Here is a 15,881-nt window from a genome sequence, read left to right as displayed (position 1 = left end):
GATTTTTAATTTCTAAGCTCTTCTCACCACTTTCCGGGCTTTATGCTGGGTTTGATTTTTTCATCCTCCCGTATTTCTTTCCAATCGGTATGATTCCGCTCGGAAGACCGTTCCCTTTTTAGCTCCTCCCGTAAGGGCGCATCGACTGCGATCGTCGCATTAGGAGCTACCGTTTCTTCCGGTTTCACTTCGCTGTTGTCCTCTTTTTTGAGCGAAAGGGCGATCTTGCGATCCAGCTCCGCGGCCTGTCTCTTCAGCTCCTGCAATTCCTCCTCTTTCTTCCATACGGCAGAAACCATCGTTTCGAACGTCGGCATCTTGGCTTGTGTCGCAGCCAGTTCTTTCCGATGACTCTCGACGACTCTGGGAATCTTCTCCAAGGCATTCAGAAAGTTCATGCAGGCCAGTTTGGGGTCTTCAGCCAAATGTCCGTTGTTGTAAGTATAATAGATGCTGCCACAACCTTTCACAAAGAACCGGTTATCCACGAAGTCGAAACTCTCTTTCATGGAGGCTTCGCTCTTGACGGATAATTGAAAGCCGTATAATTCGCCGATCGGCATGTGCTCACCGCCTGTCCGGGCTTTCTCTTCGTACTCTTTCAGCCTGCGGGCGATCGTTTTGATATCCCTGCCGTCTTCCACTCCATCGATCCGTATCGGGTTTTGGTATGTCCCGTCTTCGTTTTTCTTTACCCGCTCCTCGAAAACCGTCCGGTCTTTCCCGGCTTCGGCGATCTTCTTCTCATGAAACTCGACTGCGCCCTGAAGTTTCGCCAGTTGCGAACGTGCCGTGTCTCTTTCGTAAAGAAAGTTCTTTCGCTCGCTCTCCATCGCCATCACCTTCTTATCCAACCGGGCTTTCTCCAACAGGTCGGTATTACCGGATAGCACGGCTACATATTCGGAAAAGTTCATGCCTGTTGCTTCGTCCATGCCACCTTCGTCGATGCTTCGACTTCCGAGGGAGTTTGTCTTCAGCTGATTGATGAAAAGCTGCTTGTTGTGCAACAGGTTGAACTTGTAGCTGTCGAGCGACTTTTCCACGGCGTAGATGATGACATCGACCTTGTTGCCGGCATGGAACTTGGCTACTTCATTGCCTTTGCGGATTGCCCTGCCATCCCGTTGCTCCAGGGCACTGGGCACCCAGGGCGTGTCAAGATGATGCACCGCCACTGCCCTCTGCTGGGCATTGACGCCCGTTCCGAGCATTTCGGTGGAGCCGAACAGGACACGTATGCTGCCGGCATTCATGCCTGCGATCATCGCTTTCTTGGCAGCCTCCGTTTTGCATTCCTGAATGAAACGGATTTCCGACGCAGGGATGCCGTAATCATCGGTCAGTTTTCGTTTGATTTCGCTGTAAACGTTCCACTCGTCGGGCTTGTACGTGCCCAAATCCGAGAAAACGAACTGGGTACCTTTCTCCCGTTCATATTTCCGGTAATAATCGTGGATCAGTCGGGCGCAGTGCGAAGCCTTGTTGTCGATATGGTCTTCGTAAGAAGGAGAGATCATCCGCATGTCGAGCGACATCTTTCGGGCATTATCCGTTCATGTATTTGTTCTACGCATGGTTGATAAAGAACGGACTGTTCACTTTCGGCCAGACTTGGCAAGTGGCACTATGTGTTTATGCGTGGAACATATTGGTGGCCTATCTATGCCTGAAACTATATGACGAACCTGTACGCAAGTATTTGGCGAAACGTTTTTCAGACAGAGGCAAGAAGCAAAAATGATATCTCTTCACCAGACCAGCACATAGGCCCGGTAACAGCTTTTCGTCGTTACCGGTACTAACGGAAGATAACCGGAGACCAATTTCCCGTCATTTACCACAACAGGATGTGCCGCCCTGTCTTGTTCGTGTTTTTCGCGCAATTCCTCATTGGAAGGACAGTAGTCGATGGATAGTAGTCCGACACTTTCCGGAGCCATGATATGTTCTTGCAAATGGAGGGCAACCACCCCCATATTCATCCGCATATTGATTTCCACACAGGGATGAACGGCATAGCGGCCATCCGGCATAAGACACACCATCATATCCACGCCCAAATAACCGTCGTAAGTTGATCCATATCGTTCCGAAAGCATGAGGCACAACCTGTTGCGCACATCGTGCAACAATTGAAGAGGAACATATCCCGCAATGCGTTTTTCTATATCCTGCGAAGGCATCAGGACATTGCCGCTATACGCACCGCTTTTATTCGTAGAAAACAAAGAATAACCCACAAAAGAGACTTTTCCACATCCGTCGGAACAGAACTCCATAGCAAAATCCTCGACTTTATGATAGGCAGGCTCTCCCAACACGAATCCCTGCTCTCTGATAACACGTTCACACCAGCCTTCAATGGATTGGGTAAAAACGCCCTTACACCAATTCAATCCCTTACCGCTACCCGACCAAGGAGCTTTCAGCACACAAGCATCGTATCTTGTCACGAACTCCCTGCAATCGGCAATAGCAGACAAACGACAAGAGACGCCGCAGAACCCATCCTTCTCCGAAATCCGAAAAGCGCCCATTACTTCCATCGCCTCGCCGCGAGAAGAAAGCCGACGGTAAGCGGTAAGCTTCTCCGGCAAGGGTAAGTTATACTCAGGAAGTCCTGCTTTCAACAGATATTTGCGGATGGCCGGGTTCCAGCCCCAAGGCATTGCTTGTACATCCGCATAGTCAGGTAACTCCGGCACAGTCAGCAATTTCACATCCAGCCGGAACAGTTCCCCCATCCGTTTCAGAAAATCGGCATTGTAGGCAGAAGAAGCCAATACCGCGCTGCCCGGCTCGGCATACCAGAGGGGCAACAAAGCCAAGTCTTCGCCCATACGACGGATAGCAGCAGGCGGCATGTAGTTCTCCTCATTGTTTCCCAAGGCCATATCTGCATCCGGATTGAATAGGTAGAGCTTCATCTTTCAATTGTTAAGTATTTATACACATTCTGTGCGAGCATGCAAAGTTATATAATATTTTGTCATCTCCACTTTGCAATTTCACAAAAAAAGAATATCTTTGTCGCCTGATAAACCGAATTTAAAGCATGGAAGCATTTTACCGTACACACGCTTATCTTGTAGAGCACACCAATGCTCCCGTACGCCGCGACCTCATGGACGAGATTGACTGGAACGACCGCCTTATCGGCATCAAGGGGACAAGAGGGGTAGGTAAAACCACATTCCTCCTCCAGTATGCCAAAGAAAAGTTCGGCACGGACCGTTCCTGCCTCTTCATCAACATGAACAACTTCTACTTCTCCGGACACAGTATTGTAGAATTTGCCGCCGAGTTTCAGCGTCGTGGAGGAAAAGTGCTGCTGATAGACCAAGTATTCAAGTATCCCGACTGGAGTCAGGAACTGCGCATGTGTTATGACCGCTTCCCTAATCTGAAGATTGTATTCACCGGCTCGTCCGTGATGCGGCTGAAAGAAGAAAACCTGGAGTTGCGCGATATTGTCAAAAGCTACAACCTCCGCGGATTTTCATTCCGGGAGTACTTGAACCTGCAAACAGGCATGAAATTCCGGGCTTATACTTTGGAAGAGATTCTGAGTAACCATGAACAGATAGCCAAAGGCATTCTTTCCAAAGTGCATCCGCTGGACTATCTTCAAGACTATATGCACCATGGGTTCTACCCTTTCTTTCTCGAAAAACGGAACTTCTCGGAGAATCTGCTTAAAACCATGAACATGATGGTGGAGGTAGATATTTTGCTGATTAAGCAAATAGAGCTGAAATATCTTTCAAAGATAAAGAAACTGCTATACCTGCTGGCCGTAGACGGACCGAAAGCACCGAATGTCAGTCAACTGGCAAACGACATACAGACCTCACGCGCCACTGTGATGAACTACATCAAATATTTGGCAGATGCACGTCTCATCAACATGTTGTATCCCAAAGAAGAAGAATTTCCCAAGAAGCCTTCTAAGATAATGATGCACAATTCAAACTTGATGTATTCCATCTACCCCGTCAAGGTAGAAGAGCAAGACGTATTGGATACATTCTTTGCAAACGCAATGTGGAAAGACCACAAGGTAAATAAAGGAGACAAGAATATGTCATTCATGGTAGATGAAGTGATGCCCTTTAAGATTTGTCTGGAAGGAATGAAAATAAAAAACAATCCGGGCGTAACGTACGTACTGCATAAAGCTGAAATAGGCCGGGGCAACCAAATACCCCTCTGGCTGTTCGGCTTCTTATATTAATAGATTTTTTCACTTAATAAATAATTAGTTATGACTAAACAAAAGAAATTCATTACTTGTGATGGTAATCAGGCTGCTGCGCATATCTCGTATATGTTTTCCGAAGTAGCTGCCATCTACCCCATCACTCCCTCTTCTACGATGGCTGAATATGTAGACGAATGGGCTGCCGCAGGTCGTAAGAACATCTTCGGCGAAACTGTATTGGTGCAGGAAATGCAGTCGGAAGGCGGTGCGGCAGGTGCCGTTCACGGTTCTTTGCAGGCCGGTGCGCTCACCACCACGTACACCGCTTCTCAGGGTCTGTTGTTGATGATTCCGAATATGTACAAGATAGCCGGTGAATTCCTGCCTTGCGTATTCCACGTATCGGCACGTACTTTGGCAAGCCATGCGCTGTGTATCTTCGGCGACCACCAAGACGTCATGTCTGCCCGTCAGACCGGCTTCGCAATGTTGGCAGAAGGTTCCGTACAGGAAGTAATGGACTTGGCCGGTGTGGCCCACCTCTCCACTTTGAAGAGCCGCGTGCCGTTCGTTAACTTCTTCGACGGTTTCCGCACTTCACACGAAATCCAGAAAATCGAGATGCTGGAGAACGAAGACCTCGCTCCGCTCATCGACCAAGAAGCTTTGGCCGAATTCCGCGCACGTGCATTGAACCCGATGAATCCGGTAGCCCGTGGTATGGCGGAAAATCCCGACCACTTCTTCCAGCACCGCGAATCTTGCAACAACTACTACACAGCAGTTCCTGCAATCGTAGAAGAATACATGAACGAGATTTCCAAGATTACCGGCCGCAAATACGGTCTGTTCGATTATTACGGAGCAGAAGATGCAGATCGTGTCATCATCGCTATGGGCTCTGTAACGGAAGCCGCACGCGAAGCCATCGACCACCTCAGGGCCAATGGCGAGAAGGTCGGTCTGGTTGCCGTCCATCTGTATCGTCCGTTCTCGGCCAAGCACTTCCTTGCAGCAGTTCCCAAAACAGCCAAGAAGATTGCCGTACTGGATCGTACCAAAGAACCGGGCGCCAATGGCGAACCGTTGTATCTCGACGTAAAAGACTGCTTCTATGGCATGGAGAATGCGCCGGTCATCGTAGGCGGCCGCTACGGTCTGGGTTCTAAAGACACCACTCCCGCCCAAATCATCGCCGTTTACAAGAATCTGGCCATGCCGATGCCGAAGAACCACTTCACTATCGGCATCGTAGACGACGTGACATTCACTTCTCTGCCTCAGGAAGAAGAAATCGCATTGGGTGGCGAAGGCATGTTCGAAGCCAAATTCTACGGTTTGGGTGCTGACGGTACGGTAGGTGCCAACAAGAACTCCGTGAAGATTATCGGCGACAACACCGACAAACACTGTCAGGCTTACTTCTCATACGACTCTAAGAAATCGGGCGGTTTCACTTGCTCTCACCTGCGCTTCGGCGATACTCCGATTCGTTCTACCTATTTGGTAAATACGCCGAACTTCGTTGCTTGCCATGTTCAGGCCTACCTGCACATGTATGACGTGACACGCGGCTTGCGCAAGAACGGCTCATTCCTGCTGAATACCATCTGGGAAGGCGAAGAGCTGGCAAAGAATCTTTCCAATAAGGTGAAGAAGTATTTTGCCCAGAACAATATCACCGTTTACTATATCAACGCTACGCAAATTGCACAGGAAATCGGTTTGGGCAACCGCACCAATACCATCCTCCAGTCCGCATTCTTCCGCATCACGGGTGTAATCCCTGTCGACTTGGCCGTTGAACAAATGAAGAAGTTCATCGTGAAGTCTTACGGCAAGAAAGGTGAAGACGTGGTGAACAAGAACTATGCAGCCGTTGACCGCGGCGGCGAGTACAAGCAACTGACCGTCGACCCGGCTTGGGCCAACCTGCCTGACGACGCTAAAGTGGAGAATAACGACCCGGCGTTCATCAACGAAGTGGTTCGCCCCATCAACGCGCAAGACGGCGACTTGCTGCCGGTATCTGCATTCAAAGGCATCGAAGACGGTACTTGGTATCAAGGAACCGCCAAATTCGAGAAACGCGGTGTAGCAGCTTTCGTTCCTGAATGGAATCCGGAAAACTGTATCCAGTGTAACAAGTGTGCATACGTTTGTCCTCATGCTTCTATCCGTCCGTTCGTGCTCGACGAGGAAGAGCAGAAGGGTGCAAACTTCACTCAACTGAAGGCCGTAGGAAAGGTATTCGACGGCATGACGTTCCGCATTCAGGTCGATGTTCTCGACTGTCTGGGTTGCGGCAACTGTGCCGATGTTTGTCCGGGCAACCCGAAGAAGGGTGGCAAAGCTCTGACAATGAAGCATCTTGAAAGTCAATTGTCAGAAGCAGACAACTGGACTTACTGCGCCGAAAACGTGAAGAGCAAGCAACACCTTGTCGACATCAAGGCCAACGTGAAGAACTCTCAGTTTGCCACTCCGTTGTTCGAGTTCTCCGGTGCTTGTGCCGGTTGCGGTGAGACTCCGTACGTCAAACTGATCACCCAGTTGTTCGGCGACCGCGAAATGGTGGCCAACGCTACCGGATGTTCTTCCATCTACTCCGGCTCAGTACCTTCTACTCCTTATACAAAGAACGAAAAAGGTCATGGTCCTGCATGGGCTAACTCTTTGTTCGAAGACTTCTGCGAATTCGGTCTTGGTATGGAACTTGCCAACGAAAAGATGCGCGAACGTATCGTGAAGCTTTTCAAACAAGCAATCGAAAACGAGCATACGCCTGCCGATGCCAAAGAACTGATGCAGGCATGGATCGACAATATGTTCGATGCCGATAAGACCAAGGAATTGGCTCCGCAGCTCGAACAAGTAATCGATGGCGGTATTGCCGCAGGTTGTCCCGTATGCAAGGAACTGAAAGGACTGACGCAATACCTCGTAAAGCGCAGCCAGTGGATTATCGGTGGCGACGGTGCTTCATACGACATCGGTTACGGCGGTCTCGACCATGTTATCGCTTCGGGCAAGGATGTCAACATTCTGGTTCTGGATACTGAAGTTTACTCCAACACAGGCGGCCAGTCCTCCAAAGCTACTCCGGTAGGCGCTATCGCCAAGTTTGCAGCTTCCGGCAAACGCGTACGCAAGAAAGACCTCGGCTTGATGGCCACTACTTACGGCTACGTTTACGTTGCGCAGATAGCTATGGGAGCCGACCAAGCTCAGACTTTGAAGGCTATCCGCGAGGCAGAAGCATATCCCGGCCCGTCGCTCATCATCGCATACGCTCCGTGTATCAACCACGGTCTGAAGGCAGGTATGGGTAAGAGTCAGGCCGAAGAAGAATTAGCCGTGAAGTGCGGTTACTGGCATCTGTGGCGCTACAACCCGTCTTTGGAAGCCGAAGGCAAGAATCCTTTCACGCTGGACAGCAAAGAGCCCGACTGGACAGGCTTCAAAGACTTCCTGAAAGGCGAAGTGCGCTATGCTTCGGTGATGAAACAATATCCGCAAGAAGCAGAACAGTTGTTCCAGGCTGCCGAAGACAATGCAAGGTGGCGTTACAACAGCTACAAGCGTCTGTCTAAAGAGAACTGGGGCGCCGAAGTGGCCGAATAAGTTTGATTATCGAGATAAGATAAGACCGGTTGGGCGGGATGGCATGACGAGTGCTTCCCGCCCAACTTCTTTTCTTCCTCCATAATCCCTACTTTTGCCCTCTGATCAACCAATTAAATCAATCAAGAGATGTTCAGTATTCTATCTTATTTCAGGAGTGCGGACGGGCTTCAAAGAACCTGTTCCGCCGGCAAAAGGGAAAAGGGAAAAGAAGAGAAAGCGGAGAAAGAGCGGCAGGAGGAGAAAGCGGATGCGGTGAAAGAGCGGCAGGAGAAAGAAGAAAAGGAAGGAAAGGATGCGGGGAAAGTGCGGAAAGCGCGCACCGCCTCCCCCACGCTTTCAAGTTTCGTCCGGGTGGCAGCCCGTGGCTTAAGCCGCTCCACCGCCGACAACTACCGCACGGCGGTGCGTTCGTTCGTCCGCTTCAACGGCGGCAGGGACCTGCCGCTATCCGCGCTGGATGCCGACACCCTGCGCCGCTACGAGCGGTGGCTGCGCGAAAGGGGCGTATGCCCCAACACGTCCTCGTGCTACATGCGCTCCCTGCGCGCCATCTACAACAAGGCGGCCGCAAAGCGGCTCGTGAAGGACAGGACGCCGTTCAAGGGCGTGTTTACGGGCAACGAGCGTACCGTCAAGCGGAGCATCGGGGCGGAGGAGATGCGCAGGCTGATCCTCACCCCCTTTCCCCCTCCCTGCGGGGGAGGAAAGGGGAAAGGGGCCGCACCGGCTCTGGGGGCTTCCGCCCTCGACCTCTTCCTCTTCTCGTTCTACGCCATGGGCATGCCCTTCACCGACCTGGCGCACTTGAGGAAGCGGCAGGTAAAGGACGGGGTGCTTACCTACCGGCGCTGCAAGACGGGGCGGCAGGTGAGGGTGAAACTCGAAAAGTGCATGCTCGACATCTTGGGGAAGTACAAGGCTGAGGGCACGGACTATCTCTTCCCTATATTATATAAGGTGAAGGACGGACGGATATGCCCCGTCTCCTATCCCTGCGCCCTGAACCGCTACAACCGCTCGTTGAAGCAGCTTGCCCGGCAGGCCGGGATTGCGGTGAACCTCACCTCCTACGTCGCCCGACACTCGTGGGCGAGCATCGCCTACGAGCATGGCGTCGACCTGCCCGTCATCTCCAAGGCGCTGGGGCATACCGATACCAAGACCACGCTCATATACATCGAGGGTATAAAGGACGAACGGCTGGCGGAGGCCAACCGCGGACTGCTGGAAAGAATCGGGGCATGAGCCCCCAAAGGCATGCGCCTTACCGACAACATTTTACATCCCACCTCTTACGAAGAGGTGTTGCCTTGCCCGTAAGTCTCTGCAAATAAACCACTTTTATCCCATATTAACAAGCTTTAGGACGAATATTTTATAAATATTATTTACACGAACATTTGCGTCCCCCGCCATTTCGCCTCTGCATCCGCCGGGAAGCGTGTCCCCGCCATAAGGAATCCGCCCCGGAAAGTCTCGCCCATGCCCCCTCCCTCCTTCTTTCCCCCACCTCTTCGTAAGAGGCGGCTTGCCCTGACCCCCTTGCCCACGGCTTTTGCGGGAGATTCCGTCAGGCTTCCTCCCTCTTTCCGTGCACGAGGGCAGGCAAGATGAAAAAGATGTATAACCCTTAAGCGTCAACGATGAAAAGACCCTTTATCCTCCTGTTGCTGCTGCTCCTGTCCGGGCATTCCCGGGCGCAGGATCCCGGCATCCGCCGCGGCACGGATTCCGTGCGCGTCTATTTCCGTCAGGGCGAATCGCGCCTCGACCCCTATTTCCGTGAGAACGGCGCGCGCGTGCGCGCCTTCACCGAGCGTTTCAGAACCCTGCTGCAAGACCCCTCGCGGCGCATACGGGGCCTGCGGGTCACCGCAGGCGCCTCCCCCGAGGGAAGCACGGCATTGAACCAGCGTCTCTCCGAGCGGAGGGCCGAGGCCATCCGGCAGCTGGTCTCCGGCTACTTCCCCCATGAGTTCGGGTGGCTCTCCACCGTGCCCAAGGGCGTGGACTGGCAGGGACTGGAAAAGCTCGTGCAGGCGGACGAGTACATGCCCTACCGCTACGAGGTGCTCGACATCCTGCGCTACACCCCCGAGTGGATTACTCGCGAGGGCAAGGTGGCCGACGGCCGCAAGCGCCGTCTGGCCATGGCGGGCGGGGGCTACGCCTGGCGCTACATGGAGAGCCGCTTCTTCCCCGAGCTGCGCGCCTCCACCCTGCACGTGTGGTACGAGACAGAGGAGGCGCAACAGGCCGTGAAGGACACCGTCTACATCCTCCCGCCCGAACAGGCTGAGGCCGTACCAGCGCCGCAGGATCGCAGACCTTTCTACATGGCGCTGAAGACCAACCTGCTCTATGACGCCCTGGTCGTTCCCAACATCGGGCTGGAGTTCTACTTGGGCCGCGGCTGGTCGGTAGCCGGCAACTGGATGTACACCTGGTTCAAGAGCGACAGCCGCCACCGTTACCACCGCATCTATGGCGGCGACCTGGAGGTGCGGCGCTGGCTGAGCTACGGCAAGAAGCCGCTGACCGGGCACCACATAGGGCTTTACGGCCAGCTGCTGACCTACGACTTAGAGTGGGGCGGCAAGGGCTATCTGGGCGACCGCTGGAGCTACGGGGGCGGCATCGCCTATGGCTACTCCGCCCCCATCGGACGCAGGCTGAACCTCGACTTCAGCATCGGCATCGGCTACTTGGGCGGCGAATACTTCGAGTACATCCCCAAGGGATGGTGCGAGACCCACCGGAAAGAGTGCTACCTGTGGCAGGCCACCCGGCAACGCCGCTGGTTCGGCCCCACCAAGGCCGAGGTGTCGCTCGTGTGGCTGCTGGGCCACGATAACGTAAACAAAAAGAAAGGAGGCAAGAGATGAAAACCTATAATACGATGAAAACGGGAAAGCACCCGTTCCCTTCCCGCACCCTGCGGGCCCTCGGCACCACAGTAGCCGCCATGGCGCTGGCACTCTGCGCGGCCTTAGCAGCCGCCATCATCGCCGGCACGCTCTCATCCTGCGAGCACAAAGGGTTCTGCGAGCCCGGGGCCGTCGTGTCGAGGGTGCATGTCGTCTTCGACTGGCGCAACGCCCCTGGGGCCACGGCCAAGACCATGAGCCTGTACCTCTACCCCGAAACGGGAGGCGAACCCCTCCGCTACGACTTCGACAACGCCGCAGGGGGGACGGTGGAGATCCCGCCCGGCACCTACAAGGCCGTGTTCCTGAACAACGACACCGAGGCCGTGCTGCTCCGCGGTACTGACGGCTACGGTACTTTCGAGGCCTACACGCGCCCCTCCTACCTGCTCGAGCCGCTGGGGCTGCAGGGCAACCCTGCCGGCGCCAACCCCTCGGGCGAGGCCGTCTGCCTGCCCCCCGACCGCCTTTGGGCGGGAAGCCGCACGGATGTGGAGATACTGCCGCCGGAAGGGCCGTCGGGAGCGGCCTACGACCGGGAAGTCACGTTCTATCCCGTGGAGGAGACCTCCCGCTACACGGTGGAGATACGCAACGTCCGGAACCTGAAGTTCGCCTCGGCACTGGGGCTCTCGCTGTCGGGGCTTTCGGGCAGCCTGGCGGTTGCCGGCTCCGCCCGCTCGGCCCTGCGCACGATGCTGCCCTTCGAGGCGAGGGGCGACGAAGCGGCTTCCGTCATCACGGGCGGTTGCCACGCCTTCGGCCTGTCCGCATCGGCCAACAAGATGCGCACGCTGGCGCTCTACGTCATCCTGACGGACGGGAGCAAGCAGTACTACACTTTCGATGTGGCTGCCCAGGTGAACGGGGCCCCCGACCCAAAGAACGTGCACATCGTCATCGACGGGCTCGACCTTCCCAAACCCATCGTGGAGGAGGGAGGAGGCTTCATGCCTTCGGTGGACGACTGGATAGGGGAGAACGTGGAGGTGGAGATGTAGGCGGCAGACATTTGAGATTGTGATGTGACACCTATATATTATCAATTATCAATTATCAATTTAAACGATTAAAGACATGAAAAAGAATGTATTGTATTTGGCAATGGGTCTTCTTGCCCTTGCCTCCTGCTCGCAGGACGAGACCACGGGCCTGGACAACGGCGCGGGCATCAAATTCCGCCCCAGCGTTGGCAACGTGACGCGCGGCCCTGTCATCACCACGGCCAACATCTCGCAGTTCAAGGTGAGCTCTTACCTGGCGGGTGCGGCTGCCAACTTCTTCACGGACCTGCAGGTGAACAAGGCCGGTTCCGTCTGGAGCACTGCGCAGACCTACTACTGGCCGGGCACGGGCACGCTGAACTTCTTCGCGTACTCCCCGGTCGACGTGACGACCGTTGCCGTGAGTCCCACGGCGCGCGCCATCAACAACTTCTCGCCCGCACCGGCCGTTGCCGACCAGAAAGACGTCGTGGTGGCCTTCGCCACGGGAACGAAAGCGGCCAACGAGACTTCCGGCGTTGCCCTGCAGTTCAAGCACATCCTCTCCCAGATACAGGTGAAGGCCAAGTCGGCCAACACCACCGCATATGAGATCAAGGTGCTTGGCGTGAAGCTGGGTCACGTGTCCTCCACGGCCAACTTCACCTTCCCCACCACGGTGGTGACGGGCACGCTGCCCTCCAGCCACTGGACGGTTCCCGGCACAGCGAAGGACTACGCTACCAACCTCGACTCCGAATTCACGCTCACTTCGGACGCCGAGAACATCACCAAGAGCAACTTCCTGATGATTCCCCAGCAGCTTACGCCTTGGACGAAGGGGAGCGGCGCCGACGGTGCCTACATCGCCGTGCTTTGCCGGATTTCGAGCAAGAACGGGGGCAACCTGACGCAGATCTTCCCTCCCCAGGCGGACAAGTTCGCCTATGCGGCAGTGCCCGTCGGGACGAACTGGCTGCCGGGTAAGAAGTACACTTACACGCTGAATTTCCTCGGAAGCGGCGGCGGTGGCAACATAGACCCGAATCCCACGAACCCCGACAATCCGGTAGACCCGAACGTGGACCCCAACCCGGGCACGGGCGGCGATCCTGTATTGGGCGGTGCCATCAAGTTCACCGTTACGGTTGACGAGTGGGACAACCAGCCCGAAGAGGAGATAGGCCTGTAATCCTCGTGTTACGGGCGTCACACCACATACCGAAGGACGGCGGGGGTTGGACCGGCCCGATACAGGCGGCCGGGGAGGGCGCAAGCCCTCCGTCCCCCGACGTCCGCACGTAATATAGCGGTGAGCGGTTAGCGATGAGCGGTCAGCAGGCTGCGCTATCGACTAATCACTGACCACTGACCGTTAACCACTAATCAACTGACCGCTAATTAACGCTAATCGCTAAATAAACTTTGCTTATGAGAACTATTGTAACTATGAGATTTATCCGCCCGGCCACGGCCTCCCGATTGTTGCCGGGCGGCCTGTTGCTGTCCGCCCTGCTGTTTGCGGCGTGCTCGGACGAACATGAAACCGGACACCGTGCGGGGGCGTCCATCGGGTTTGCCGTGACCGCATTGCAGGGGGCGGGGGACGCCCCCTCAACCACGCGTGCCTCCGCCGACAGCGTGCCGCACTTGGAGATAACCCCCATCGGTGGGGAGACGTCGGACGGCGGGCAGGAATTGTACCTGCACACCCTGACGGAAGAGGGCATCGCCACGGATGAGGCGCGGGAAGCCGGCGCCGGCGTTGCCGGGGAAAGCGGCGGCGCAACCACCAAGGGCGCCCCGGTGACAACCGCCACCATGCATGCCGACGCCACGGTGTTCGCGGCCGTATATCCGTCCACCGACACGTGGAACAACACCGTCGCCCCTAACTACTTCTTCGACACGCAGGTGAAGAAGTCGGAAAGCTGGGCGACGACCTACTACTGGCCGGGCACGAACAAGCGGGTGGCTTTCTTCGCTTACGCCCCTCACCACTGCGCGGGCGTTACCCTGACCACGGGCATCACCACGCCCGGAGCACCGGCGTTCAGCTACACCGTTCCGGCGGCCGTGGCTGCCCAGACCGACCTGCTGACGGCCTCGTCGGTGGACGTGGCGGGGGTGCTGCACGCGCCTGCGCCGCTGACATTCAGGCACGCGCTGACGGCCGTGCGCTTCGAGACGGGCAACCCGCTGCTGCCGGGTACGGTGACGAAGATAACGCTGAAGGGGGTGTACGGCACGGCTACGCACCGCATAGGGGAGACGGCGTGGAGCGGTCACTCGACCACAAGGGATTTTGCGCAGACGCTGAACGTGACCACGCCCGACCCCAACGTGTTGGGGGCACCCATCACGCAGCCGGCGGCAACGTTCATGATGATACCGCAGACGCTGCCCGCAGGTGCGCAACTGGAAGTTGTCTACACCGACAAGCTTACGAACACGCAGCGCACGCTCACGGCAAGCATAGCGGGTAAGGCATGGCCTATGGGCAAGACGGTGACCTACCGCATCAGCACGTCGAGCATCTCGGTGGTGCCGAGGCTGAACGTCATCGCCCCGGGTGACTTCGAGCATACGGGAGGCACGCAGAACTACACCGTATCCAGCTACCTGGAGGTGACACGTCCGGGAGACGCGACAAAGACGCTACCCATGGCGTGGACGGTGGAATACTCCACGGACAACGGGCTGAACTGGAGCAGCACCAAACCGGCGTGGCTGACGACGTTCACCGAAAGCGGGCCCGGGGGTAACACCCCGGCGGCGCACCAGGCCACGGCCGCGGCACAGGTGAAGGTGATGTACGAGCCCAACAACGACAACCTGCGGGCTGCATCGCCGAAGACGAACTGGAACCTCTCGAACGCCACGGGGGCGGACGCCGTGCAGAACACGGCCAACTGCTACGTGGTGAACGCGCCGGGTACGTACCGGTTGCCGCTGGTGTACGGGAACGCAATCAAGAACGGAAGCACGAATGCCTCGGCCTATACCTCCACGGCAAGCGGGGCCAATGTGCTGGTGAATTTCATCAACCACCTGGGAAATGCCATTACCAATCCTTATATAGGCAGCAATGCGGGCTGCACGCCTGCCAATGCCACACTCGTGTGGCAGGACGAGCAGGACCTTGTGACTGGTGTGGGGCTGTCGGGGGGATTCCTGACGTTCACGGTGGCGCAAAGCACCATCAAGCAGGGCAATGCTGTGGTGGCGGTGCGTGACGCATCCAACACCATACTCTGGAGCTGGCACATCTGGGTGACGGACTATGTGCCGGGGACAGGCTTGAAGACCATTACCAACTTCCAAAACTATAATTACACCATCCTGCCTGTAAATTTGGGCTGGTGCGACGAGAGAAGGGAGAACTATGCCGGACGGGAGGTGAAAGTACGCTTCAAACAGCAGGCAACGGCAGGATATGCGGGAACAACGGAGACGGTAGTAGTGAAGCAGAAAGCACACATTAACACCATTTTAGGTGATAATACCTATTTCCAGTGGGGACGTAAAGACCCATTCGTGGGAGGAATACTCGACGGCTCCACTGTTAAGAATAAGGCTTGGTATGATGCATCGGGGACAACCCACACCAACCAACTTCCCCCGACAAGCAGCTTTGCCTTCGAAAATGCCTGCATCACCTCCTGCATCACCAATCCTAATGCATTCTGTACGAATAGTTACATGGACCAGAAATACGCCAATCTTTGGAATGCTGATAATACAGCCAACGACAATGAGGTTGTAAAGACCATTTACGACCCTTCACCCGTAGGATATAAACTTCCTCCGAGTAACACCTTTACCGGTTTTACTTCAACGGGGCAAAGCTCATCCATTGAATCAGTCTTCAACGTAAGCGGTGCTTGGAACAACGGTTGGAACTTCTATTGCAACCCAAGCAAGACCGAAACCGTCTTTTTCCCCGCGTCGGGCTATCGGGACAGCGATTCCGCCGTGCCGCACAGCGTGGGCAACTACGGCGCCTGTTGGTTGGCACCGTACAACAACATTGTCTATGGGTGGAGCCTGAACTTCAACCCGGGCAACGTGTACCCATTGCTAAGCAGCAATCGGAGCTATGGGTTTGGGGTGAGATCGTGTCAAGAATAAAAAAGGAGC

8 protein-coding genes and 2 pseudogenes are annotated in these 15,881 nt (G+C 55.4%); 8 read left to right on the top strand and 2 right to left on the bottom strand.

Going from position 1 to position 15,881, the window contains the following annotated elements:
• Positions 1–23 precede the first annotated feature (23 nt).
• Positions 24–1,556 (bottom strand): annotated as a pseudogene (locus tag C3V43_RS12140) (helicase-related protein); the annotation flags it as partial.
• Here C3V43_RS12140 and C3V43_RS12135 point away from each other — a divergent pair.
• Positions 1,547–1,744 (top strand): annotated as a pseudogene (locus C3V43_RS12135) (acyltransferase family protein); the annotation flags it as partial. The pseudogenes C3V43_RS12140 and C3V43_RS12135 overlap by 10 nt on opposite strands.
• 7 nt (positions 1,745–1,751) lie before the next feature.
• On the opposite strand, the gene C3V43_RS12130 reads toward C3V43_RS12135, so the two are convergent.
• Complete coding sequence (locus C3V43_RS12130) at positions 1,752–2,930, bottom strand: hypothetical protein (protein WP_106070026.1); 1,179 nt, start codon at positions 2,928–2,930, stop codon at positions 1,752–1,754.
• Positions 2,931–3,058: 128 nt separating this feature from the next.
• On the opposite strand from C3V43_RS12130, the gene C3V43_RS12125 reads away from it, so the two are divergent.
• The 7 genes from C3V43_RS12125 to C3V43_RS12090 all read left to right on the top strand — a co-directional run bounded on the left by C3V43_RS12125 (position 3,059) and on the right by C3V43_RS12090 (position 15,872).
• Positions 3,059–4,237, top strand: a complete 1,179-nt coding sequence (locus tag C3V43_RS12125) for an ATP-binding protein (RefSeq protein WP_106070025.1) — start codon at positions 3,059–3,061, stop codon at positions 4,235–4,237.
• 30 nt (positions 4,238–4,267) lie between these two features.
• Positions 4,268–7,828, top strand: coding sequence for a pyruvate:ferredoxin (flavodoxin) oxidoreductase (nifJ, locus tag C3V43_RS12120; protein ID WP_106070024.1), 3,561 nt, complete (start codon positions 4,268–4,270; stop codon positions 7,826–7,828).
• A 129-nt stretch (positions 7,829–7,957) separates the two neighbouring features.
• Positions 7,958–9,076, top strand: coding sequence for a tyrosine-type recombinase/integrase (locus tag C3V43_RS12115; RefSeq protein ID WP_106070023.1), 1,119 nt, complete (start codon positions 7,958–7,960; stop codon positions 9,074–9,076).
• A 398-nt stretch (positions 9,077–9,474) separates the two neighbouring features.
• Complete coding sequence (locus C3V43_RS12105) at positions 9,475–10,716, top strand: DUF3575 domain-containing protein (protein ID WP_106069566.1); 1,242 nt, start codon at positions 9,475–9,477, stop codon at positions 10,714–10,716.
• Positions 10,713–11,759: a DUF5119 domain-containing protein gene (locus tag C3V43_RS12100; protein WP_106069565.1), complete on the top strand. Its 1,047-nt coding sequence runs from the start codon at positions 10,713–10,715 to the stop codon at positions 11,757–11,759. The genes C3V43_RS12105 and C3V43_RS12100 overlap by 4 nt, the downstream gene beginning before the upstream one ends.
• Before the next feature lie 76 nt (positions 11,760–11,835).
• Positions 11,836–12,933: a fimbrillin family protein gene (locus C3V43_RS12095; RefSeq protein WP_106069564.1), complete on the top strand. Its 1,098-nt coding sequence runs from the start codon at positions 11,836–11,838 to the stop codon at positions 12,931–12,933.
• A gap of 239 nt (positions 12,934–13,172) precedes the next feature.
• On the top strand, positions 13,173–15,872 hold the full coding sequence (locus C3V43_RS12090; RefSeq protein WP_129588760.1) for a fimbrillin family protein: 2,700 nt from the start codon (positions 13,173–13,175) through the stop codon (positions 15,870–15,872).
• The last annotated feature ends 9 nt before the right edge of the window (positions 15,873–15,881 follow it).

It is taken from the genome of Prevotella heparinolytica, from assembly GCF_002998535.1.
In the GTDB taxonomy this organism is placed as follows: Bacteria; Bacteroidota; Bacteroidia; order Bacteroidales; family Bacteroidaceae; genus Bacteroides; species Bacteroides heparinolyticus.
The sequence above is the reverse complement of the archived record's forward strand: the minus strand, read 5'-3'. Positions and strand labels throughout refer to the sequence as shown.